This is a genomic window from Bifidobacterium avesanii (genome assembly GCF_009299475.1).
Lineage (GTDB): Bacteria > Actinomycetota > Actinomycetes > Actinomycetales > Bifidobacteriaceae > Bifidobacterium > Bifidobacterium avesanii.
Window position 1 is genome coordinate 51,953 of record NZ_WBSN01000002.1, and the last position, 22,267, is coordinate 74,219.

Annotated in this window: 15 protein-coding genes and 1 tRNA gene; 6 read left to right on the forward strand and 10 right to left on the reverse strand. The window is 68.2% G+C overall.

Annotated features, from left to right (window positions below):
• Positions 1 to 2: 2 nt before the first annotated feature.
• From DSM100685_RS01805 to lysS, 5 genes are all read right to left on the reverse strand, one after another.
• On the reverse strand, positions 3 to 1,355 hold the full coding sequence (locus DSM100685_RS01805; protein WP_152349663.1) for an MFS transporter: 1,353 nt from the start codon (positions 1,353 to 1,355) through the stop codon (positions 3 to 5).
• A gap of 521 nt (positions 1,356 to 1,876) precedes the next feature.
• Positions 1,877 to 3,118, reverse strand: coding sequence for an MFS transporter (locus tag DSM100685_RS01810; RefSeq protein WP_152349664.1), 1,242 nt, complete (start codon positions 3,116 to 3,118; stop codon positions 1,877 to 1,879).
• Between the two features lie 294 nt (positions 3,119 to 3,412).
• On the reverse strand, positions 3,413 to 4,153 hold the full coding sequence (locus DSM100685_RS01815) for a phosphoglyceromutase (RefSeq protein ID WP_152349665.1): 741 nt from the start codon (positions 4,151 to 4,153) through the stop codon (positions 3,413 to 3,415).
• 361 nt (positions 4,154 to 4,514) lie between these two features.
• Positions 4,515 to 5,567 carry a 1,4-dihydroxy-2-naphthoate octaprenyltransferase gene (menA, locus tag DSM100685_RS01820; RefSeq protein WP_163200864.1) on the reverse strand — a complete coding sequence of 351 codons (1,053 nt, stop codon included), beginning with the start codon at positions 5,565 to 5,567 and terminating at the stop codon, positions 4,515 to 4,517.
• 586 nt (positions 5,568 to 6,153) lie between these two features.
• Positions 6,154 to 7,842: a lysine--tRNA ligase gene (gene lysS / locus DSM100685_RS01825; RefSeq protein WP_163200852.1), complete on the reverse strand. Its 1,689-nt coding sequence runs from the start codon at positions 7,840 to 7,842 to the stop codon at positions 6,154 to 6,156.
• A 139-nt stretch (positions 7,843 to 7,981) separates the two neighbouring features.
• Here lysS and DSM100685_RS01830 point away from each other — a divergent pair.
• The 5 genes from DSM100685_RS01830 (at position 7,982) to DSM100685_RS01850 (ending at position 14,476) form a co-directional block, all read left to right on the forward strand.
• Positions 7,982 to 8,055 (forward strand) — tRNA-Pro (locus DSM100685_RS01830).
• A 327-nt stretch (positions 8,056 to 8,382) separates the two neighbouring features.
• Positions 8,383 to 9,573 carry an MFS transporter gene (locus DSM100685_RS01835; RefSeq protein WP_152349668.1) on the forward strand — a complete coding sequence of 397 codons (1,191 nt, stop codon included), beginning with the start codon at positions 8,383 to 8,385 and terminating at the stop codon, positions 9,571 to 9,573.
• A 238-nt stretch (positions 9,574 to 9,811) separates the two neighbouring features.
• On the forward strand, positions 9,812 to 11,821 hold the full coding sequence (locus tag DSM100685_RS01840; protein ID WP_152349669.1) for a DUF4037 domain-containing protein: 2,010 nt from the start codon (positions 9,812 to 9,814) through the stop codon (positions 11,819 to 11,821).
• Positions 11,822 to 11,865: 44 nt separating this feature from the next.
• Positions 11,866 to 12,507 (forward strand): DUF4125 family protein, encoded by a 642-nt coding sequence (locus DSM100685_RS01845; RefSeq protein WP_152349758.1) that lies wholly within the window; start codon positions 11,866 to 11,868, stop codon positions 12,505 to 12,507.
• Between the two features lie 202 nt (positions 12,508 to 12,709).
• Positions 12,710 to 14,476, forward strand: coding sequence for an alpha/beta hydrolase family protein (locus DSM100685_RS01850; RefSeq protein ID WP_152349670.1), 1,767 nt, complete (start codon positions 12,710 to 12,712; stop codon positions 14,474 to 14,476).
• A gap of 65 nt (positions 14,477 to 14,541) precedes the next feature.
• Here DSM100685_RS01850 and DSM100685_RS01855 read toward each other — a convergent pair whose 3' ends face one another.
• The 5 genes from DSM100685_RS01855 to DSM100685_RS01875 all read right to left on the reverse strand — a co-directional run bounded on the left by DSM100685_RS01855 (position 14,542) and on the right by DSM100685_RS01875 (position 20,415).
• Positions 14,542 to 15,201, reverse strand: coding sequence for an HAD-IA family hydrolase (locus tag DSM100685_RS01855; RefSeq protein WP_152349671.1), 660 nt, complete (start codon positions 15,199 to 15,201; stop codon positions 14,542 to 14,544).
• 21 nt (positions 15,202 to 15,222) lie between these two features.
• On the reverse strand, positions 15,223 to 15,990 hold the full coding sequence (locus DSM100685_RS01860; protein ID WP_152349672.1) for a GntR family transcriptional regulator: 768 nt from the start codon (positions 15,988 to 15,990) through the stop codon (positions 15,223 to 15,225).
• Between the two features lie 8 nt (positions 15,991 to 15,998).
• On the reverse strand, positions 15,999 to 17,363 hold the full coding sequence (locus DSM100685_RS01865; protein ID WP_152349673.1) for an aspartate aminotransferase family protein: 1,365 nt from the start codon (positions 17,361 to 17,363) through the stop codon (positions 15,999 to 16,001).
• A 375-nt stretch (positions 17,364 to 17,738) separates the two neighbouring features.
• Positions 17,739 to 19,241 carry an amino acid permease gene (locus DSM100685_RS01870; protein ID WP_152349674.1) on the reverse strand — a complete coding sequence of 501 codons (1,503 nt, stop codon included), beginning with the start codon at positions 19,239 to 19,241 and terminating at the stop codon, positions 17,739 to 17,741.
• Positions 19,242 to 19,344: 103 nt separating this feature from the next.
• Positions 19,345 to 20,415, reverse strand: coding sequence for a phosphotransferase enzyme family protein (locus DSM100685_RS01875; protein ID WP_152349675.1), 1,071 nt, complete (start codon positions 20,413 to 20,415; stop codon positions 19,345 to 19,347).
• 303 nt (positions 20,416 to 20,718) lie between these two features.
• On the opposite strand from DSM100685_RS01875, the gene radA reads away from it, so the two are divergent.
• Positions 20,719 to 22,221: a DNA repair protein RadA gene (radA, locus tag DSM100685_RS01880; protein ID WP_152349676.1), complete on the forward strand. Its 1,503-nt coding sequence runs from the start codon at positions 20,719 to 20,721 to the stop codon at positions 22,219 to 22,221.
• Positions 22,222 to 22,267: the final 46 nt, after the last annotated feature.

A 22,267-nucleotide genomic window follows, 5' to 3' on the forward strand; every position in this document is an offset into this window, starting at 1 on the left:
CGTCACACCTCGAAGCGCTCCCAGTCCTTGGATGCGGGGATGCGGCGGATCGGCGACAGCACCGCGATGAGCAGGCCCAGCACGCCGAACACGACGGTCGCCGACGCCATCACGGTGAACCCGCCGGGCACGTACTGCAGCGTCCAGCCGGCGGCCATCGGCGCGAACCCGCCCAGCAGACCGACCAGCGTTTCGAACACCGAGGAGACGCGACCCTGCATGTCCTCCGGTGTGCGGCCGTACATGAAGCCGAACAGGCCGGCGTTGAGCGTGGGCATCACGAGACCGATCGCGGACAGACACACGAAGATCGTCACGTACGAGGCGTCGAACACCAGCGGCGCGAAGCAGCACAGGTTGAATGCCGTGGAGGCGACGACGGTAGGGCCCACCGGCAGCCGGTCGGCGACCTTGCCGGCGAGGAACGCGCCAACGAGCGAGCACACGCCCATGCCGGTGAAGATGAGGCCGATCCTGAAGCCGCTCTCCCCGTCGGCGATGAGCTTGAGCTGCGCCGCAGTCTCCAATCCGGCGAAACCGATGTTGAGCAGCGCGCCGAAGAGGATGATCCACGGCAGGGTCGCGCGCGTGAGGGTCCAGCGCCAGCCGGCGGCGAAGTCGGCCGCGAAGTTCGCAAGGAACGACCGACGGGATGCTGCTGTCACGGCGGCGGGTACGGCGGAGTCAGCGGCATCGGCGGGTTCGGCGATGTCCCCGGCCGCCTCGCCCCGCTTGGGCAGCAGCGCCGAGCATGCGCCGCCGACGAGGGAGACGACGGCGGAGACGGCCATGGGCAGCCACGCCGCGACGCCGAACAGCGCGCCGGAGACGGGGCTGGACGTGAGCGCGACCGCCGACTCGCGGCCCTCGCGTACGGCCTGCGCCTTGGCGAACCGTTCGGTGGGGATGAGCGATCGCAGGATGGCGTCCGTGGAGGCGCCGAGCAGGCCGGAGATCATGCCGAGCACGAGCACGGCGACGACCAGAACGGGCACGGTGAGCGTGCCGGTCGCCACGCAAACCGCCAATACGGCGGCGACGGCGCACTGGCCGAGCCCCTGACCGATCATGAGCCTGCGGCGGTCATGGCGGTCCACGATCACGCCGCCGACGGGCATGAGCACCATCATGACGACCATGGAAACGGTGGCGAGCGCGCCCGCCACGAATTCGGAGCGGGAGATCTCGAAGGCGATGAGCGGCAGGGCGAAGGTCTGGAGGGCGTCGGCGAACACGTCGGCGGTGTCCGCGGTGAACCACATGGCGTAGTGCGGCGTGCGCCACAGGGACCGGGCTTGAGGCTTGGCCTCCGGGGCATCGGCGGCGACGGATGAGGGGATGGATTGGCTGGACATGATGATTCCTTAACGGTAAAACACGCGGGTAAACGCGCGCGATATGGCTGCGGATGCGCAAACGCAAGCGGGCCGGCGCAAACGGACCGGCGCGTGGCTGAACGGCGGCAACAGCACATGCGGCCGCAACGGCGAACGCATGGCGATGTGAAAGGAACGAGCCGGCTTCCGCGCATCGCATCGCGGCACGGCACGGCATGGCGGCGTCGTCGACATATGGCATGGTGATCGGTCATCGGCCTGCGCCCCGCGCGATACGGAAAACACCGCACAGCGCGGAGGGCGCGGCAAACCCGTGCGACGCGACCCCGCCGGCATTGCACTCAGCCGGAACCGGGCGCCGCGCGCCTCACCGTCCAACAACCGTATGAATCAGCGGTCCTCTTCGGTCATGATGATCATGACGACTCCTTAGAAACCCGGCCGGCACCCTCGCCGCCCGGAATCAAATGATGCGTCCAGCGTATCATGCCCCCCATGCGCGCCAAATTCCGGCGGGTTCCCCGGCAGCATACGGCCGGTCACAGTTCCGCGTCGGCCCAGTCGGAGGGCGCGGGAATGGTGCGCAGGGACGTGAGGGCCGTGATGGCGAGCGTGACGAGCGCAAAGACGCAGCACATGACCATCACGCCGTGGAAGCCCGGACCCGACTGGAGCATCCACCCGACGAGCGCCGGGACGAAGGCGCTGAGCATCACCGCCCCCGTGTTGAGCACGGCGTCGGCGCGCCCTTGCATGCGCACGGGGATCTTGCCATAGATGAAGCCGAGCATGCCGGCGTTGTCCGCGGGAAACAGGAACGAGGATACGGTCATGCACGCGAGGATGACCGCGTAGTCGGCGCTGACCGTCATGGACACCAGACAGGCGGTGAACACCACGCAGTTGGCGATGCTCACCAGACCGGAGGGGAACGTGTCGCTGATCTTCACCGCGCATAGGGATCCGAGCAGCATGCCCACGCCGGCGCCCGTGTCCACCAGACCGATGAGCACCGGGTCCGTGCCGCGCGCGGCGAGCATGAGCGACACGCCCAGCGTCTCCGCATAGCAGGCGACGTTCATGACCGTGGCGGACACGGTGAACCACAGGAAGCGGGGTTTGCCGGCCGCCCACGCGAGCCCCTCCCGCAGGCTGGACCAGAAGGACTGGCGGGACCGAGACTCGCCGTCGCGGGTCGGGTCGTTCGCCGGCAGTCCGATCGCGGTGAGGGAACTGGCGGCGTGCAGCGCGGCCGCGCCCAGAAACGGCACGGACGAGGACGCCCGGTACAGCGCGCCGGCGATGGCGCCGGAGGCCATGCCGAGCACCGATTCGCGGGTTTCGCGCATGGCGTGGGCGCGGGCGAAGGTTTCGAGCGGGATCAGGGATTTGAGGATCGCGTTGTTCGACGGGCCGAGCAAACCGGTGTTGAGCGCGAACAGCACCATCAGCAGCCCGAAGGTGATCGGGTTCAGCGCGTGCAGCCACAGACCGGCCGCCGTGACGAGCGCCAGCGCGGTGCCTATGCCGCCGAGCCAGAGCATCATGCGCCGGCGGTCGTGGCGGTCGGCCAGCACGCCGCCGAACGGCATGCACAGCATGGCGACGACCTGTCCCGCGGCGACGGTCAGGCCCGCGACGAACTGGGAATTCGACAGGGACAGGGCGATGAGCGGAACGGCGAACAGCCTCAGCTGGCGCGAGAAGGAATCCGCGGAGTCGGAGGCGAACCACAGGCGGTAGCGGCGGGATTTCCACAGGGAATGGCTGGGTTGCGCCATGTTCGGGGCCTCCTTGGAGGAATCCGATGCACGGAATCATGGTGCCGTTGTTCCGTGAGTCGGAAAACCAACATCACCGATCATACCCGCACACGACCGGCCGCCATTTTCCGGGGAATCGGCAGCCCAATCGCACAGACTGCGGATTCACGGAACGGGAACGCCCTCGTTCCGTGAGCCGGATGCGCGGAGCAGCATGCCCCGGATATGTCAAGGGGATAACGCCAAAGGGGCCGTTTCCACGGCATATCACCATGGAAACGGCCCCTTTCGACGTCAAATGACCTCAGAGACTCACTTCTGGCCCTGGGCGGCGACGGCGGCGGCACCGGCGGCGGCGGCCTCCGGGTCCAGGTACTCGCCACGCGGCTTGATCGGCTTGAAGTTCTCGTCCAGCTCGTAGAGCAGCGGGATGGCGGTCGGGATGTTGACCTTGGCGATCTCGTCCTCGGACAGGTTGTCCAGCATCTTGACGATGGCGCGCAGGGAGTTGCCGTGGGCCGCGATCAGGACGGTCTTGCCGGCGCGGAGCTCCGGCTCGATGGCGGACTCGAAGTACGGCTTCACACGGTCGACCACGTTGGCCAGGCACTCGGCCTCCGGCACCGGATCGCCGGCGTAGCGCGGGTCGTTGTTCTGCGCGTACTGGTCGTTCGGGTCGATCTCGGGCGGCGGGGTGGCGTAGGAGCGGCGCCACAGCATGAACTTCTCGTCGCCGTACTCCTCGCGGATCTGGGTCTTGTTCTTGCCCTGCAGGGCGCCGTAGTGGCGCTCGTTGAGGCGCCAGCTGCGCTCGACGGGGATCCACAGGCGATCGGCCGCGTCAAGGGCGATGTTGGCGGTGTTGATGGCGCGACGCAGCAAGGAGGTGAACACGATGTCCGGAAGGACGTTCTTCTCCTTGAGCAGCTCGCCGCCGTGCTTGGCTTCGGCTTCGCCCTGCTCGGTCAGCGGGACGTCCACCCAGCCGGTGAACTGATTGGTCTTGTTCCATGCGCTCTGTCCGTGACGGAGCAGTACTAGTTTGTAAGTCATAGTTCGCAGTCTAGCGCCCGGCACGGCCAAAATCGAGGGTCGCGCGGCCGATTGTCCGGCCTTTGGGCGGCGATGGGCGCGGCGTTCACCGACCGTTCACCGACCGGACGCGCCGACCGGCATTCCCGACAGCTCCGGCGTAAGAAAACCACCGGCATGGGACCGGGCCGACCGGGGGCGCGGTTCATGCGGCACGCCGGCCGCACATCGACCGGACATCGACCAGACATCGGTCGGAACGCCGAATAGCGTGCGGGATGCGGCGTGCAGCCCGCGCACGGACGGCCACAAGGCAATGTGTGCCACGACTACATGCTCGCCAACGGGTGCGACCCACGCACGGACGGCCACAAACCGACGGCTACACACCGAGGAACAAGCCGGGCACCATGGCCGGCAGCACCGCGCACAGCACGAACAACGCGGCGAACGCCAGACTCTGCCCACTGGCGGCCATGAACGCCGGCCGGAACGCACGCGCCCATGCACACCGGGCCAGACGCCACGGCAGCACCGCGCCGGCGATCAGCATAGCCGCGGCGCCGACCGCGCCCCACAGCAGCCATCCGGCCGCCGCGCCCACGAGCACCTCCGAGGCCGCGCAGACCGCGAGAGCCGCCCGGGCGGCCCGCTCCCCCAGCCGGACCGCCAGCGTGCGCTTGCCGTGCGCGCGGTCGTCGTTCAAGTCCCTCAAGTTGTTGACCATGAGCAGCATCACGGCGTTGAGCCCACAGCAGACGGCCCCGAGCGCGCCGGGCGGGTCGAGGCCGCCGGTCAGGGCGTATTCGGTGCCCAACACCGCCGCGAGGCCGAAGAACGCGAACACCGAAAGCTCCCCGAATCCGGCGTATCCGTAGGGGTGGCGTCCGCCCGTGTAGAACCATCCGGCGAGCAGGCTGACCGCGCCCACCGCCAACAGCCACCACGCGCGGGTGACCGCAATGGCGGCCAAGCCGCAGACGCATGCCGCCCCGGACGCGACGCCGGCGGCCGCAAGCACCAGCCGCGGCGGCACGCCGGATGCGACGAGCCGCTGGAACGCACCGGGACGGGACGGATCCGCACCGGAGCGCACCGATGCCTTCGCCGTTGGTTCCCCGCTCGATTCCCCGCTCGACTCCCCGCGGTTGGCGTCGCTGCCGCGAATGCCGTCCGAATAGTCGTTGGCGAAGTTGACCGCAATCTGCAGGAGCAACGCCACCGCGGCGCACAGGACGGTCACCACCCAGAACCGGGATCCGAACATCTGGTAGCGCATCTGCGCCGCCGTGCACCACCCGGGCTGGGGGAAGAGTTCGGGGCAGGCGGGCGGCAGGACGGATCGCCACGCGGCGGCCGCACCCACGGCCACGGGCGCGATCGACGCCGGCAAGGTGCGCGGACGGGCGCCGACGAGCCAGAGACATGGGGAAATGCGGGAGGAAGTCGTCATGCCTCCAATATAAGCGGCCAGCCAAGGCCCTGGGACGACGGCGGATCGTGGACGGCGAAGACATCCGGGGACATGGAGCGCCGGGGTGCCAGCCGAAATACCGGCCAGACTGTCGACCGTGACACTGACCGTGACGGAGCGCGGACGGTCAACGTCACGGCATCTCAAAACCGTTGGAATTCCGCGGTTTTCGCATTGCAACTACGGACGGGACGCGGCCACTGTCACGGCCATTGTCATGTCTCCGGTCACCGTCACGCCGCAGCGCCACCGTAACAACACCGCCGCAGCACACGAACGACTACAGGACAGGCAAACCTTGATCTCTGACCTAGCGAAACGGGTGGAACCCCGCATCGACCGCCTGAAAACGGCGGAACGACATTGCGTGGAAGCGTGGTTTCGGTGTTCCTTGCCTGCGCATGCGGTCAGAAATCGGCATGCACCCGCAGAAAACGAAAAGGCCCTCCCAGCGGAGAAAATCCGCCAAGGAGGGCCTTGGGAAACGGCCGAATCGGCTCAATCGGCCACCGGCCGGCAGCCGATTAAGCCGTCGGCCGGCCGCGCGTCAGCCGACGAGGGGCTTGACGAGCGGGAACGTGATGGTCTCGCGGATGGTGGCACCGGTCAGGGCGATGAGCAGGCGGTCGATACCCATGCCCATGCCGCCCGCCGGGGGCATGCCCACGCCGAGGGCCTCGAGGAAGTCCTCGTCGATGTCGCAGGCCTCCTCGTCGCCGGCGAGCGCGTCCTTGGCCTGCGCCACGAAGCGTTCGCGCTGCACGATCGGGTCGTTGAGCTCGGAGTAGCCGGTGGCGAGCTCGAAGCCGCGCACGTAGAGGTCCCACTTCTCCACCACGCCGGGCTTGGAACGGTGACCCTTGACGAGCGGGGAGGTCTCGACCGGGAAGTCGCGCACGAAGGTGGGCTCATAGAGCTTGTCCTCGTAGAAGTGCTCCCACAGGTGCTCGACGAGCTTGCCGTGGTTCTCCACCTCGTCGCGCTCCACGCCGAGCTTGTCGGCGATCTCGCCCAGATGCTCCACGGAGGTGCCGGGGTTGTCCGGGCCGCCGTTGGGCACGATCTCCTCGCCGAGCGCCTCGGACAGGGAGCCGTACATGCTCATGGTCTTCCACTCGCCGCCGAAGTCGTACTCGGTGCCGTCGAGCAGCGTGACCTTGTGGGAGCCGTAGACGTCCATGGCGGTCTTCTGCACGAGCTCCTTGACGAGCTGGCCGATCGTGTCGTACGTGCCGTACGCCTGATACGCCTCGACCATGGTGAACTCGGGGGCGTGCGTGGCGTCGACGCCCTCGTTGCGGAAGTCGCGGTTGATCTCGAACACGCGGTCGATGCCGCCCACGAGGCAGCGCTTGAGGAACAGCTCCGGGGCGATGCGCAGGTAGAGGTCGAGGTCGAACGCGTTCATGTGTGTGGTGAACGGTCGGGCCGCGGCGCCGCCGTGGATGGTCTGCAGCATGGGGGTCTCGACCTCGAGGAAGTCGTGGCTCGCGAAGGTGTGGCGCAGGGAGGCGACGGCCTTGGAGCGGTTGCGCACCATGTTGCGGATCTTCTCGTCCGCGATCATGCCGATGTACGGCTTGCGGGTGCGGGTGTCCTCGTTGAGGTCCTTGTGCAGGGCGGGCAGCGGCTGCAGCGCCTTGGCGGCGATGGCCCACTCGGTGGCGAACACGGACAGCTCGCCGGTCTTGGAGGCGATCACGCGGCCCTTCAAGTACAGGTGGTCGCCAAGATCCACGAGCTGCTTGAACTGCTTGATGGAGTCGGCGCCGATCTCCTTCTTGGAGATCATGCCCTGGATTTTGGTGCCGTCGCCCGCGGCGAGCTGCACGAAGCACAGGCCGCCGGCATTGCGCAGGAACAGGACGCGGCCGGCGATGCCGACCATGTCCTCGGTCTCCTGACCAGGCTCGAGCTTGCCGTCGTACTTGGCGCGGACCTCCTCGATGGTGGCGGTCACGTCCAGATGCACCGGGTACGGCTGCATGCCGTCCTTGAGCATCATGGCGCGCTTGGCGACGCGCATCTGCACCTGCTCGGGGTGCGCGAGCGGGCCGAACTCCTTGTTGGAGGGGTCCACGGCCTCGTCCAGCGTGGCGCCGTTCTCGATCTTCTCGCGGATCGTCGCGTCCTGCTTCAGGAGCATTTCGGCGCGCTCGACCGTGGTCATCTGGGGCACGGCGGGGGTTTCGGGATTTTCAGCGTTTTCGGTAACGTTCTCTACTGCTTCAGCCATGATTGCACAGTGTAGTGTGCGGCGAGTACTTGCCTTGCCCGTCATTTTCCGACACCGCGAAAACGGCGGAATTCCGGGCGGCACGCCGATGAATTGGCGTTCGCCTCCAATACGTGTACTATTACCTCCTGTTGCCAAACGGGCTGTAGCGCAGCTTGGTAGCGCGCTTCGTTCGGGACGAAGAGGCCGCGGGTTCAAATCCCGCCAGCCCGACCGGTACAACCGGATCGCTGATTCAGCGGTCCGGTTTTTTCATATTCGCACGGGCCAAATCACGGCTCCGCAAATCACGGCTCCGGCCCACGGATCGGCCTATAGACCCACGGATCATGGACCGCACGGCTCCGGCCCGCACTCCCCCATGCCCCGGCCCATGCGACCGATCCATGACCCGGCTCACGGCTCCGGCCCGCACGATCCCTCCCCGCCGCCCACTCGTATGCCCGGCGCGATAAGCTGGGCCACGCTTTTGTGAGCGCTCCCAACAGCGCCCAACGGCTCCCAAACATCCCACACATCACAAGTCACAGAGGGAAGACCATGAAGAAAAGCCTGCTCGCGCTGGCCTCCGGCGCGTTCATCCTCGGCGCGGCCGAATTCGTCATGATGGGCATCCTGCCGCAGGCCGCCGCGACCATGGGCGTGGACATCCCCACCGCCGGCCATTTCATCTCCGCGTACGCGATCGGCGTGTGCGTGGGCACCCTGATCCTCGTGTTCGGCCGCAAAGTGCCGCCGAAGAACCTCGTCATCCTGTTCATGGTGATCGCGCTGGTCGGCAACCTGCTGTCCGCGGTCTCCCTCAACGCGCCCATGCTCATCGCCGCGCGCTTCATCGCGGGTCTGCCGCATGGCGCGTTCTTCGGCACGGCCACGCTCATCGCCAAGACGCTGGCGGACCCGGGCAAGGAGGCGCAGTCGATCGCCGCGATGGTGACCGGCCAGACCGTGGCCAACATGCTCGGCGTGCCGGCCGGCACGCTCATGGCCGAATCGGTCTCGTGGCGCCTCGCGTTCGCGCTGCTGGCCGCGTGGGCCGCCATGACCATCGTCCTGACGCTCGCGTGGATCCCGTTCGTGCCGCCGATCAAGGACGCGGGCATCGCCGGCCAGTTCCGCTTCCTCACCCGCCGCGGCCCGTGGGTGATCCTCGCGGCCGTGTTCACCGGCAACGCGGGCGTGTTCTGCTGGTGGAGCTACGTCTCCCCGTGGCTGCAGAAGACCGGCGGCTGGCCGAGCGACCTGGTGCCGTTCCTCATGATGCTCGCCGGATTCGGCATGGTGGTGGGCGGCCAGATCGGCGGCAAGATCACCGACCGCTGGCGCCACGCGGGCACGGCGGCGCTCGGTCAGGCGTTCTCCCTGACCGGCCTGATCATGGTGCTGCTGCTGCCGGGCAACCACGGGACCACTGCGATGCTCACGTTCTGGATCGCGTTCGGCCTGTTCTTCATCTCCGCGCCCCAGCAGCTGCTCATGACCGAGGCCGGCCGCGGCGGCGGCGAGCTCATCGCGGGCGCGGCCGTGCAGGTGGCGTTCAACTTCGGCAACGCGGTCGGCTCGATCGTGGGCGGCGCGATGCTCAACGCCTTCGCCATGGACTACCGCTTCACCGGCCTCGGCGGCGTGCCGCTGGCCGCGCTGTCCGTGGGGCTGCTCGCGTTCTACTCGTGGCGCTGCGAGACGGACACCGAGGCGGCGGACCGCCTGCGCGAGGTGAAGGTGGGCTAAGCGCCCCGGTCGCCCCAGCTGTCTCCCTATATGGCTTGCCCCGGTCGAAACGGACGATTCCACGGCTCGAATCGTCCGTTTCGACCGGGGCAAGCCATATCAATCGCATGATCCACCGCAACTGTGCGCAACATCACAGGCCGCCGCGCGCGAACACGGGGGCCGGGAGGCGCCGGCCGGCCTAGACTGTCGAGAGGAGTAGTATCACCGCTTTTTCGAGGTCACCAAGGAGGCTGGCATGGCGGATCATTTCGACGCGAACGCGTTCCTCAAGGGTCTGGACGCGATCTTCGACGCGCACGAGCAGGCCAAGAAGGCGGAGCCCTATCTGCTGCAGGCGCTCACGGACGCGGAGAACGCGCACGACGAGGCCGGGCAGCTCACCGTGCTCAACGAGATCATGGGCTTCTACCGTTCGCAGTCGCGCCACGACGACAACCAGTGGATGGTGCAGCGGGCGCTCGAACTCGCCTCGCGCATGGGCATCGAGGGCACGGAGGCGTGGACCACCACGCTCATCAACGCGGCCACGAGCATGCGCGCCGCCGGCAAGTACGACCAGGCCGAGGACCTGTACCGCCAAGCGCTCGACTCCGCGCTGAAGACCTACGAGCCGACCGACCGCCGCCTCGCCGCGCTGCACAACAACCTGTCGATCCTGTACAGCGAGACCAAGCGGCTCGACAAGTCCGAGGCGGAGCTGCGCGAGGCGCTGCGCATCCTCGAGTCCTCCTCCCCCAACGCGAACGAGGATCTGGACGTGGCGTCCACGCACACCAATCTGGCGCTCACCCTGCTCGCCGAGGACAAGACTGAAGGCGCGGCGGCCCACGCCAGGAAGGCGCTGGAGATCTACCGCGACGGCCACCTCGAGCACAGCGCGCACTACGCCTCCGCGCTGGCCGGATACGCGCAGGTGTGCTACCACACGTCGCTGTTCGTGGACGCGGTGGACGCGTACCGCCATGCGCTCGCGGTGATCGAGGAGTGCTACGGCACGGACAACGACTACTGGCGCGTCACCGAATCGAACCTCAAGGACGCGATCCGCGCCGCCAGGGAGCTCGGCATGAAGGTGCCGGACGAGAACCCGTACGCGGGCGGCAGGGGCAAGGCGGAGCAGCCGGAGGACACCACTGCGCTGGCCGCGGCACCGGCCCCGACGGCCTCGGACGCGCTGCTCAAGGACGACAAGGCCGAGCAGGCGGACATCGCCGCCACGCTCGACCGCAAGCCCATGACCGGCCTGCAGCTCGCGAAGGCCTACTGGCAGGCGTACGGCAAGCCGCTCATCGAGGAGAAGTACCCCGAGTACAAGGGCCGCATCGCCGCGGGCCTCGTGGGCCACGGCTCCGAATGCTACGGCTTCGACGACGAGATCTCGCAGGACCACGACTTCGGCCCCGGCTTCTGCCTGTGGCTCACCGCCGAGGACTACGCGAAGATCGGCGAGCAGCTGCAGGCCGACTACGAGGCGCTCCCCCAGACGTTCGAGGGCTACGGCCCGCGCGAGCAGACCGCGCGGGCGCAGGGCGCCGGCCGCCGTGTGGGCGTGTTTGAGATCGGCGCGTTCTTCGAGTCGATCACCGGATACGCCGAGGCGCCCGCCGATGACGCGCCGCACGAGTGGCTCATGCTCGACGAGGCCACGCTGGCCGCGGCGACGAACGGGCAGGTGTTCACCGACCCGCTGGGCCGCTTCTCCAAGGTGCGCCAGGGCTTCAAGATGATGCCGCAGGACGTGGTGCTCTCGCTCGTCTCCCGCAGGCTCGGCATGATCGCGCAGGCCGGCCAGTACAACCTGCCGCGCATGCTCAAGCGCGGCGACGGCGCGGCCGCGTGGCTGTCGATCGGCGAATTCGTCAAGGCGACCGCCTCGCTGGTCTACCTCATCAACAACCCGGTGTCCGTGGGCTACCTGCCGTACTACAAGTGGAGCTTCGCCGCGCTGCGCAAGCTCTCGCGCCGCATCGCCACGGTGCTCGGCGACGTGCCCGAGCAGCTCGAGACGGTCATGCGCCTCGGCTCGGCGGCCTGCTACGGCGGCGCGGCCTTCGGCGAGGGCGGCAAGGGCGCGGGCCCGGCGATCGAGCAGATCAACCGGACCGTGGAGAACATCTGCGCCGAGATCGTCAAGACCCTCAACCGCGAGGGCCTGACCACGTCGTCCGAAACGTTCCTCGAATGGCAGCGGCCGTACGTCGAGGAGCACATCGAGAGCGCCGACCCGGCGCTGAGGAGCCTGTGATGGCGGAGAATGCAATGGCGGAGAGCATAATGGCGGAGAATGCGATGAGCGAGGAGAACAAGCCGGCCGGCGACGACGAACTGGCCGAGGCGATCGTGCGCCACGAATGGAACCAGTTCCAGAACACCAACAACGAGGGCGGACGCGCGTCCTGCCAGGGCAACTGGCCCGTGTTCCATCAGATGCGCCTGAGCCAGTTCCTCACGTGGCCCGAAGGCCTGCGCCGCAGCTACGCGGACGATCTGGACGAGGCCGACCGCGTGGGCCGCAACCTCGTCACCGAAAAGTACGGGCGCATGATGGCCTCGACAGCGCCCGAGCAGTACCGTAAGACCATCGAGCCGTACATTCCGAAGCTGTCCGCGGAGCGCGTGGCGAGGCAGGAGGCGGTCATCCGCCGGCAGGTGGCGTGGGCGGCCGACTTCCGGGCGCGCTACCCGCATCTGGGCGAGGCGATGCGCGTGCTCACCACCGCGGAGGACACGCCGGACAAGACGTCGTTCGAGACGTATCTGCGCGGCGAACTCGGCACGTATTCCGACCGCACGCTCGCGCTGTACGAGGTGATGGTCGAGGCGCGTCGCAAGGCCGGGGAGAACCTCACCGAGCTCACGATCCTCAACACCGTGCGCATCGGCGGGTTCGACGGGCTGGACGACGCGGAGGCGCAGCTGGCCCGCGCATAGTGCCGCGCATTATCGCAAACTTGTGATCATGCGTCTCCGAGAGTGGCGAAAGACCCGATTTGAGCCCGTCGGGGACGCATCATCACAAATTTGCAAGGATCGGTTTGGGAAAGGAAGCGCGCATACGGACTGGGCGAAGACGCGTGGATCGGCGCCGAGGCGGGTGGCGCCGCAACGCATGATGCCGCGGGCGGTTCGGCTCGTGAGGCTGGTCGTTGCAACCGCGGCGATCTGGACGGTGTTGGCCGTGCTTGGCGCGCTCATGACGCCGCCGTGGCGGTCGCAGCCGTATGATCGGCACGTCACGCCGGATTCCCCGGACACGTCGGTCGTCTCCTCGCTGACCGGGTCTGGCACGCCGGTCGGCACCTATGCGGTGAGGGAATCCACCGTCACCGTGCCGTTGACCGACGCCGTGAGCGTGCGGGCGATCGTGCGCGAACCGGTCGGGGCGACCGGCGACCGTCCCGCCGTGCTGTTCCTGCACGGGGCCGGCACCGACGAAGCCGGCGAGGCCTACGGCGACATCGCCCCGCAGCTCGCGAGCGCCGGCATCGTGACCATGGTGCCGGACAAGCGCACGGACAACTACAGTCTTACGCACCGTGACTACGTTGCCATGGCGCACGACTACGAGAAGGCGTTCGACGCGCTGCGCGCCCTGCCGGGCGTGGATGCGGCGAGGACCGGCGTGTACGCCGAGTCGGAGGGCACGTGGATCAGCTCGGTGATGACCGCCGAGCGGCCGGACGTCGCGTTCACCGTCATCGCGTCCGCGCCGGTGTATTCGGGCCGCGAGCAGCTGACCGCGGCGGCGAGCACGTACTTCGCGCGCACGGGCGTGCCCGGCCAGATCGCGGCGGACATTCCCAAGGTGGCGGTGCTCGACTACTCGTTCGCGCACCTCGACTACGCGGACTTCGACGCACTGCCGAACTACGGCCGTCTCACGCAGCCCGCGCTGGTGACGTACGGCACGCTCGACGCGTCCATGCCCGTCGAACAGGGGGCCTTGGAGATCCGCGACCGGGCGCGCGACGGCTCGGGCAACGCCAACGTCACGCTGCGCTACTACCCGGCAAACCATCAGCTGCGCGTGGGCTCCGAGCTGGACGAGCCCGGCCTGCCGCTCGACGGGCGGTATGTGTGCGACGTCGCCTCGTGGATTCAGGGCGCCGCGGCGGGCACTCCGGCGGATGGCTGGTCCACGCCGATGACGGCGGGCGCAACGCCGGACCAGCTCTTCGCCACGGACGAACCGGGCGACGCGGACGGGTCCATGGAGCCCGGGCCGCTGTCGCTGCGGTCGCTCGCGCAGGTGGCGGTGTTCATGGTCGGCGGGCCGGCGTTGCTGCTCATGGCCGGCATTGCGGCGGCGATTATGGCGTTCGTGCGAATGCCGGTACGGGCGCCGGGCTCACCGGCATGGCGTCGGACGGCAGCTTCCGAGGCGGTGGACATGCGGGCGGCAGCCCGGTCCGGTCCGCGGGGCACGCACGATATGCACGGTCTGCATGATTTGCACGGACTGCACGGCCTGCACAGTCTCAACGATCCACGCGGACTCAACGATCGGCTGGGCGTCCGGACCGGCCTGTTCGGCAAGGGCGCGGCGGTCCGGCTGGCGGCGCTGGGGATCGCCACCGTTGTGGCGCTGTACCTGACCGTCGCCTATGTGGGACTCATGACGATGGACGCGCTGCAACTGCGGTCCGATCCCCCGCTGTTCGACGGCGGGTGGGCCATGATGCGCGCGCTGTCGGCGGCGGTGGCCCTTCTGTGGGCGTCGCTGCTGCTGCGGCTGTGGGACGGGCGGCGTGCCGATCGGGAAACAGCGGACGCGCACGCGCACGGCCTTGCCTGCGGCTTCTCGCATGGCTTCGGCGGGTGGGCGATCGCCGCCGTCACGCTCACGGGCGCGGCGCTGGCCACCGGCGCGCTGGTGTTCTGCGGCATGTTCGCGCTGTGATGCCCCGGAGAGGTTCCACAGGGCTTTCTCGGGGTGGCTCTTTCCGGGAATGACGGAGGAAACCCTTAGCGGAACAGGCGCCCGCGCAGGGCGTCGGCGCCGGTGAACTGAATGCCGGTGAGTCCCACGGTTCCGGCGGCGTCGGCGTTGCGGGCCTTGTCGTCCACGAACGCGGTGGTCGCCGGGTCGACGCCGAAGCGGTCGATCGCGCGGCGGTAGATCTCCGTGTCCGGCTTGTGGATGCGCTCGGCGCTGGAGACCACCACGTCGCGCAGCAGGCCCAGGGCGGGGAACGCCTCGCGCGCCGCGTCCACGTACTTGACCGTGAAGTTGGTGAGCCCCCAGCAGCGCACGCCGGCCGCGTCGAGGTCGTGCAGCAGCGTCTCCATGCAGGGGATCATGCCGGCGAGGGCCATGCGCTGGCGCTCGAAGTACACGCGGAACACCCACGCGACGGCCGGGCCGTGGTGCGCCTCGTAGTCGGCGAGGATCTTCTCCTCGCTCCAGCCGAGGTCCGAGAGCTCGTCGTAGTGCCAGAAGCCGTACTCGTCCGCGCGGTCGAAAAACATGTCGATCACGCCGGGCGGGTACTGGCCCTCGAGCGGGATGCGCGGCCGCCAGTCGAGCAGCACGTCGCAGAAGTCGAAGATCACATCGGTGTACGCGGGCGCGGGGGCATGCGCGGCCGCGGCGAAAACGGCGGAAACGGGAGCGTTGTCTGTCATACGAGCCACCTTACCGCCACCTTACCGGGGAACGGGCGTGCGCGTGGCGGACAGGCGCACGTAGCCGGAATGGTGCATGGTGAAGCGGATGCGGTCCGCGAGGTAGCAGTCGACGGCCCGCTCGCACGGCCGGTCGAGCGCGTCGCGGGCGATGCGCCGGATCCGCACCAGCGGCGTGCCGGGGGCCGCGCCGAGCTTGGAGGCGATGTCCGCGTCCGCCGCGATCGTCTCCATCGTCTCGTCCACGGCCACCGGATGCACGTCGTAGTACCGCTCGAACATGGTGTAGAACGGCTCGGTCAGGTCGCGCATGAGGAACTGCGGGAACAGGTCGGCCGGCAGGCGGCTGGCCTCCACGCTCAGCGGCTCGCCGTCGATGAGCCGCAGGCGCGTCACGTCGTAGATCATGGGCGAGGGCCCGGCGAGTTCGAGCAGACGCACGTCGGACGGCGAGGCGGGCGTGATGACCGCGCGCAGCACCACCGAGGAGAGTGTGAAGCCCTGCCGCCGGGCGATGACGGGCAGCGACTCGGACGTGTTGAAGTTGCGTTCGAGCCGCCGGTCCGCCACCACGATGCCGCCGCCGCGCCCGATCTTGCGGATCACCTCGTGCGTGGATTCGAGGCTCGCCAGGGCGACGCGCAGGTCGGAGCGGCTGATGCCGAAGTCGGCGGACAGGCCGCGCTCGGAGCCGAGCTTCTCTCCCGGTTCGAGCTCGCGGTCGCGGATCAGCGAGCGCACGCGGTAGATGATCTCGCTGACCGGCATGCGGTGCCGCGACCCGTCCATGGCGCCCGTCACAGTCCGAGCGTGGCGAGCGTCTTGGTGAAGCCGTCCATGAACCAGTCGACGTCGGACTCGCTGAAGACCAGCGGCGGGCGGAGCTTGAGGATGTTGCCGAAGCGGCCGCACACGGAGGTGAGGATGCGGTTGTCGCGCAGGGTTTCGAGGATGTCCAGCGCGGCCTTCTGGTCGGGCTCCTTGGTGCCGGGCTTGACGATCTCGCAGCCGATGTACAGGCCCGCGCCGCGCACGTCGCCGATGCACGGGTGCGCGTCCATGAGGCCCGCGACGGCCTGCTTGAACACGGCGCCCACGCGCTTGGCGTTGCCCATGGTGTCCTCGTCGCGCATCACGTCGAGCACGGCCTGCGCGGCGGCCATGCACACCGGGTTGCCGCCGAACGTATTGAAGTACGGGATGGAGCCGGCGAACGGCTCGAGCACCTCGTGGCGGGCGGCCATGAGGGAGGTGGGCAGGCCGTTGGCCATGGGCTTGCCGGAGGTGACCAGATCCGGCACGATGCCCTGGCGGCCGAAGCCCCAGAACGCGTCGCCGGTGCGGGTGAAGCCGGGCTGCACCTCGTCGGCGATCCACACGCCGCCGAGCTCGTGCACGGTGTCGATCACGGGCTTGAGGTAGCCGACCGGATCCGGGTAGACGCCGTCGGAGGAGAAGATCGAGTCGGCGAGCAGGGCCGCGAACTTGATGCCGTGGCGGTTCATGTCCGCGACGGCCTTGCGCACCTCGTTCGCCATCCAGCCGCCGAACTCCTCGGCGGTGCATTCGGCGGCGAGCTTGCCGTCGATGGTCAGGCGGTAGGTGTCCGGCGTGGGGATCATGCGCATGGTCAGGCCGAGCGTCTGCGCGGTGCCGAGCGCCGGGGACAGCTTGGAGGTCAGTGCGGAGTTGCCGTGGTAGGCCTCGTGCGTGACGATCACGCCCTCGCCGCCGGTGTAGGTCTGGGCCACGCGCACGGCGAGGTCATTGGCCTCGGAGCCGGTGCACTGGAACATGATGCGGTCGATCTCGTCGGGCATGGTGGAGAGGATATCCTCCGCGTAGTGCAGGATGTTCTCGTGCAGGTAGCGGGTGTGCGTGTTGAGCAGCGACGCCTGCCTGGACAGGGCCTCCACCACGCGCGGATGGCAGTGGCCCACGGAGGCCACGTTGTTGTACACGTCCAGGTACTCGACGCCGTCCGCGTCCCACAGGTGGGAGCCGCGGCCCTTCACCAGATGCACCGGGTTGCGGTAGAACAGACGATAGGCCGGGCCCAGCACCTCGCGTTCCTCGGTGAGCTTGCGGGTCTCGGGATCGAGCGCCGCCGCCATCTCCGGGCGGAAGCTGTTGGTGTCCATGATCGTCGATCGCGTTGCCATGATTCCTTCTTTGCTCCTTGGGTTGCTGTCAGTGGCGAGGATAATCCGCCAATATTGCCCGCCGACGCGCTCAGGATACGCCGTGGTAACAAACCATTTGCGGCGTGGCGAGGCTTATTGGTTGAAAAACTGTGACTTGGATGCCGTTGACGGCTCAATCATGACCACGGAAGCGGGATATTTTCGCGCACTTCCCCGGAATCCCGCCATCACGGTTGGAAAAACCGCGCTTCCGTGGTCGGATTCGCCGCGCAAACGCGAAAAAATACCCGCCGCGGCTCTCCGCGAAGCCCGAAATGGGCGTGCGAGACCGCAACGGGTATGGGGAGGGGATGTCGACCGAAGCCGAAACCGGCCGGCTGGCAGGTCAGCCGATCAGTCGTCGGTCCTGTACTCGGACTTGCCGCCGGACGCCGCGAACTCCTCCTCCGGGGAGAGCACGAGGTGCTTGCGGCCGTAGAGCGCGAAGAACACGGTGGCGAGGATGTAGATCACGACCATGGTGTAGACGGCCAGACGGTAGTCGGGGTTGAGCAGCACGGCCACGAAGATCGCGAAGGCGAGCAGGCCGGCGATCACCGCGCCCGGTACGCCGAAGCGGGAGACGAACGGACGCTTGATGTTCGGCATGTTGCGCTTGAGCAGCACGTAGGAGACCATCTGCAGCAGGTAGGCCAGCACAGCGCCCCACACGGCGATGTTGAGCACCACGGAGCCCGCGCCCTCACCGCCGTACGCGATGATGAACAGGGCCGCGAAGCCGATCACGGCGCCCACGATCAGGCCCCAGTACGGGGTCTTCTTCTTGCCGGTGAGGGACAGGAAGGCCGGGTAGTAGCCCGCGCGGGACAGGGAGTAGAGGTTGCGGCCGTACGCGAACATGATGCCCTGGATGGAGGCGAGCAGGCCGATGAGCGCGAAGGCGGACAGCACGGCCGCGACGTTGCCGGGCAGGATGGCGCGGTAGCCGTCGAGCAGCGGCTCATCGGAGCCGGACAGCGCCTCGGAGCCGATCACCGCAGGGTTGAGGAACACGATGATGAGGGCGGACAGGCCGAGGGTGAAGATGCACAGGCGGGAGGACTTGGGGATGTTGCGCTCCGGGTCGCGCACCTCCTCGGCGGCCAGCGGGAGCTGCTCGATGCCGAGGAACAGCCACATGGCGAACGGCATGGCGAAGAAGATCGCGCCGAAGCCGAACGGCAGGAACGCGGAGTTGCCGCCCTCGGGGGCCATGTTGAGCAGGGAGCCGAAGTCGGCCTTGCCGGTCACGACCGCGCCGAAGCCGAACAGGGCCACGATGGCGAGCGCCGCGATGGAGACGACCTCGGCGAAACGGAAGGAGGTCTCGGCGCCGAGCCAGTTGACGACCACGAAGATCGCGTACAGGGCGAGCCACCAGACCCACTGCAGGCCGGCGTCGTCCAGCGAGAAGCCGGTGAGGTCGGCGAGGATCGCGTCCGCGTAGGCGGAGGAGAAGTAGACGATCGTGGCGGCGGTCATCACATATTCGATGGTCTCCGCGAGTCCGGTGAAGAAGCCGCCCCACGGGCCCATCGCCGCGCGGGCGAAGGAGTAGGCGCCGCCGGTGTGCGGCATGGCGGAGGCCATTTCGGAGATGGAGTTGAGCATGAGCACGTACATCACGTAGACCACGAGCGCGGCGACGAGCATGCCGCCCCAGCCGGCCTGCGCGATGCCGCCGTTCCATCCGGAGAAGTCGCCGGAGACGACGGCCGCGATGCCGATGGCCCACAGGCCGAACGCGCCCGCGGTTCGCTTGAGCTGCCTCTTTTCGAAGTAATCCTTGTCGGTGTGTACGTAGGTGACGCTGCTCAGGCCCGAGCCCGAGGTCGTCGACGTTGCCGTGGCAGACATGGTGACCGCCTTCCTCTCTAACGGTTTGTCGTATGGGTTCCTTTGCGGGATTGGTTGTTGGTTGGTGGATGGGATTGTTCAGTTATGAAATTCCGAAGCGCGCTCAGTGCAGCAGCCACAGCGGGTCGTCGAGGTAGCGGGCGGCGACCGTGACGCTGCCGGGCGCCTCCTCGGCGGCCATGCCGTCGGGCAGGGCGTCGGCGCGGTGGTTGGTGGTCCAGCCGAGCATCTGGAGGCGGCGGATCATGGACAGGGCGCTCATGACGTGCAGCTCGTCGTCGGTAAAGTCGCCGGCCACCTCCTGATAGCCCTTGACCCACGCCTTGGCGAGGTCCGGGGCGTACGGCTCGTGCTCGATGAAGCTCAGCGAGGACGCGTAGTCGTAGAGGTACCAGCTGTAGCCGGCGTCGTCGAAGTCGATGATGGTGAGCTTGCCGTCCGGGCCCTTGATCACGTTGGACGGGCGCAGGTCGGCGTGGATGAGCCCCCACGTCTCGGGCGTGCGCGGCACCTTCATGACCACGTCCATGGCCTTCCACAGGGCCTCGTTGCACAGCTCCCTCTCGTCGTCGGTGAGGTCCGCGGTCTCCCAGCGGCCCCAGCGCGGCGAGGGGCCGACCATGTTGGAGATGTCCCAGTTGAAGCGCTTGAAGCCGTAGGGCTTGGCCCAGTGGCGGGACTGCTCGTGGAACTTGGCCGCCCAGCTGCCGATCGTCTCGTAGTAGGGCGCCGGGTTGTCGAGGTCCTCGAGCACCGTGCCCTCCACGAACTTCGTGGAGATGACGGTCCAGCCGACTTGGTTGTTGTCGTGGATCTTGGTGACGAACGTGCCGCGCACGGTGGGCACGGGGTTGATGAGGCTGATGCCGTCGATGTCGTGCAGGGCATTGAGCCAGCTGATCTCCGAGGCGACGGCCTCCGGCCCGCCCACGTAGCCGGGCTGGGAGACGCGCACCACGCCCTCCGGCTTGCCGTCGAGGAGCAGCACGAAGGTCGCGTTCTCGGAGACGGTGATGAGGTTGAGCTCGGCGCGCTCGTGGTTGATGCCCCATGCGCCGCACACGCCCTGGAACAGCCAGAACGGGGCCGGGTCGCCCTTGGTCAGGCCGCTGAACGTGTCGAGGCTGACCGATTGCGTGGGGCTGTCGATGAGGCTTGCGAGTTGCTGTGCCATGTCGTCCTCCGATTTCCGTGCGCGTCCGCAGATTCCGTGGATTGCGGGCACCTTTCGTATCGTTTGACATGAGATTGTGGCAGAACCGGCGATGGAAATCGCACGCGCGCTGTTACTGGGCGGTAAAGAATGATCGTGCGAATATTAATGGTCTGTTACCCGGATTCGCGAGCCGCCGATGGATTCTCGCCATGATCGCCATCCTGCGGTCTTCGCACTCGTCTCCCCCGTGACCACCCGTGACCGCCTCCCTGCGGCCTCTTTTCCCCATGATTGTCCGCACGGTGTGGATAGCGTCGGGGCATGGCGAAGAATTCCGTACAGTACCTGTGCTCCGAATGCGGCTGGAGCGGCGGCAAATGGTTCGGCCGCTGCCCGGAGTGCGGCCAGTGGGGCACGATCGACGAGTTTCACGAGGCGCGTCCGGCGGCAAGGGCCCGTACCGGGGCGGCCGGCATGGGCATGGGCGCGGGCGCGGGCGCGGCCGGCTCCGGCGAGGGCGGCCGGGCGCCGCGCGCGCATACGAGGGCCGCGGCCGTGGCGGACGGCGTGGCGACGCCGATCACGCGCATCGGCACGGAGAGCGTCACGCGCATCCCGACCGGATTTTCGGAGTTCGACCGCGTGCTCGGCGGCGGCATCGTGCCCGGCTCGGTGGTGCTCGTGGCGGGAGAACCGGGCATCGGCAAGTCCACGCTGCTGCTCGAGACGGCCGGCAACGTGGCCCGCGCGGCGGCCGCGAACGGCGGCACGGTGCTGTACGTCTCCGGCGAGGAGTCGCAGGCCCAGGTGCGCATGCGGGCGCAACGCATCAACGCCGTGGAGGACAACCTGCTGCTCGCAGCCACCACGGACCTCGCCACGGTGCTGGGGCTGATCGGTCAGACCATGCCGGCGCTGGCGATCGTGGACTCCGCGCAGACCATCACCTCGCAGGACGTGGACGGCATCTCCGGCGGCTCCACGCAGGTGCGCGAGGTGGCGAGCGCGCTCATCGACACGGCGAAGACGCTGGACGTGCCGGTGCTGCTCGTCGGCCATGTGACCAAGGACGGGTCGATCGCCGGCCCGCGCACGCTGGAGCATCTGGTGGACGTGGTGTGCCAGTTCGAGGGCGACGCGGAGACGGCCCTGCGCATGCTGCGCGCGGTGAAGAACCGCTTCGGGCCCACGGACGAGGTGGGCTGCTTCGACATGAGCGGCGAGGGCATCGAGGAGGTGACCGACCCGTCCGGCCTGTTCCTGTCCGGCGGCGGGCCGGGCGCGGACGGCGAAAACGGCGGGGCGTCCGCCGAGGGCACGTGCGTCACGTTCACGCTCGACGGCCACCGATCGCTGCCGATCGAGGTGCAGGCGCTGGTGACGAGTTCGGTGCTGCCCACGCCGCGACGGGCCGCGAACGGCGTCGACGCGAACCGTCTCGCCATGCTGGTGGCGGTGATCTACCGGCACGGGCGCATCAACATGCTGGCCAACGACCTGTACGTCTCCACGATCGCGGGCGGGCTCGCCAAGGAGCCGGCGTGCGATCTGGCGGTGGCGGCCGCGCTGGCGAGCGCCACGAAGGGCGTGGCGATCCGCCGGGGCATGTGCGCGATCGGGGAGATTTCGCTGACCGGGCAGATCCGCCCGGTGCCGCGGCTGGAGCACCGGCTCGCGGAGGCGGCCCGACTGGGGTTCACGCGGGCCGTGGTGCCGGTGAGCCGCCGCAGGGGCCGGCCACTCAAGGTGGACGGATTACAAATCGTGGAGGTGAATTCCCTGCGCGACGCCTTCGGCGCGCTGGGAATCGGCGCGGCGGACTGAACCGGTCGGAACGACCGATCAGCACGACCGGGGAGAACGCCTTCCG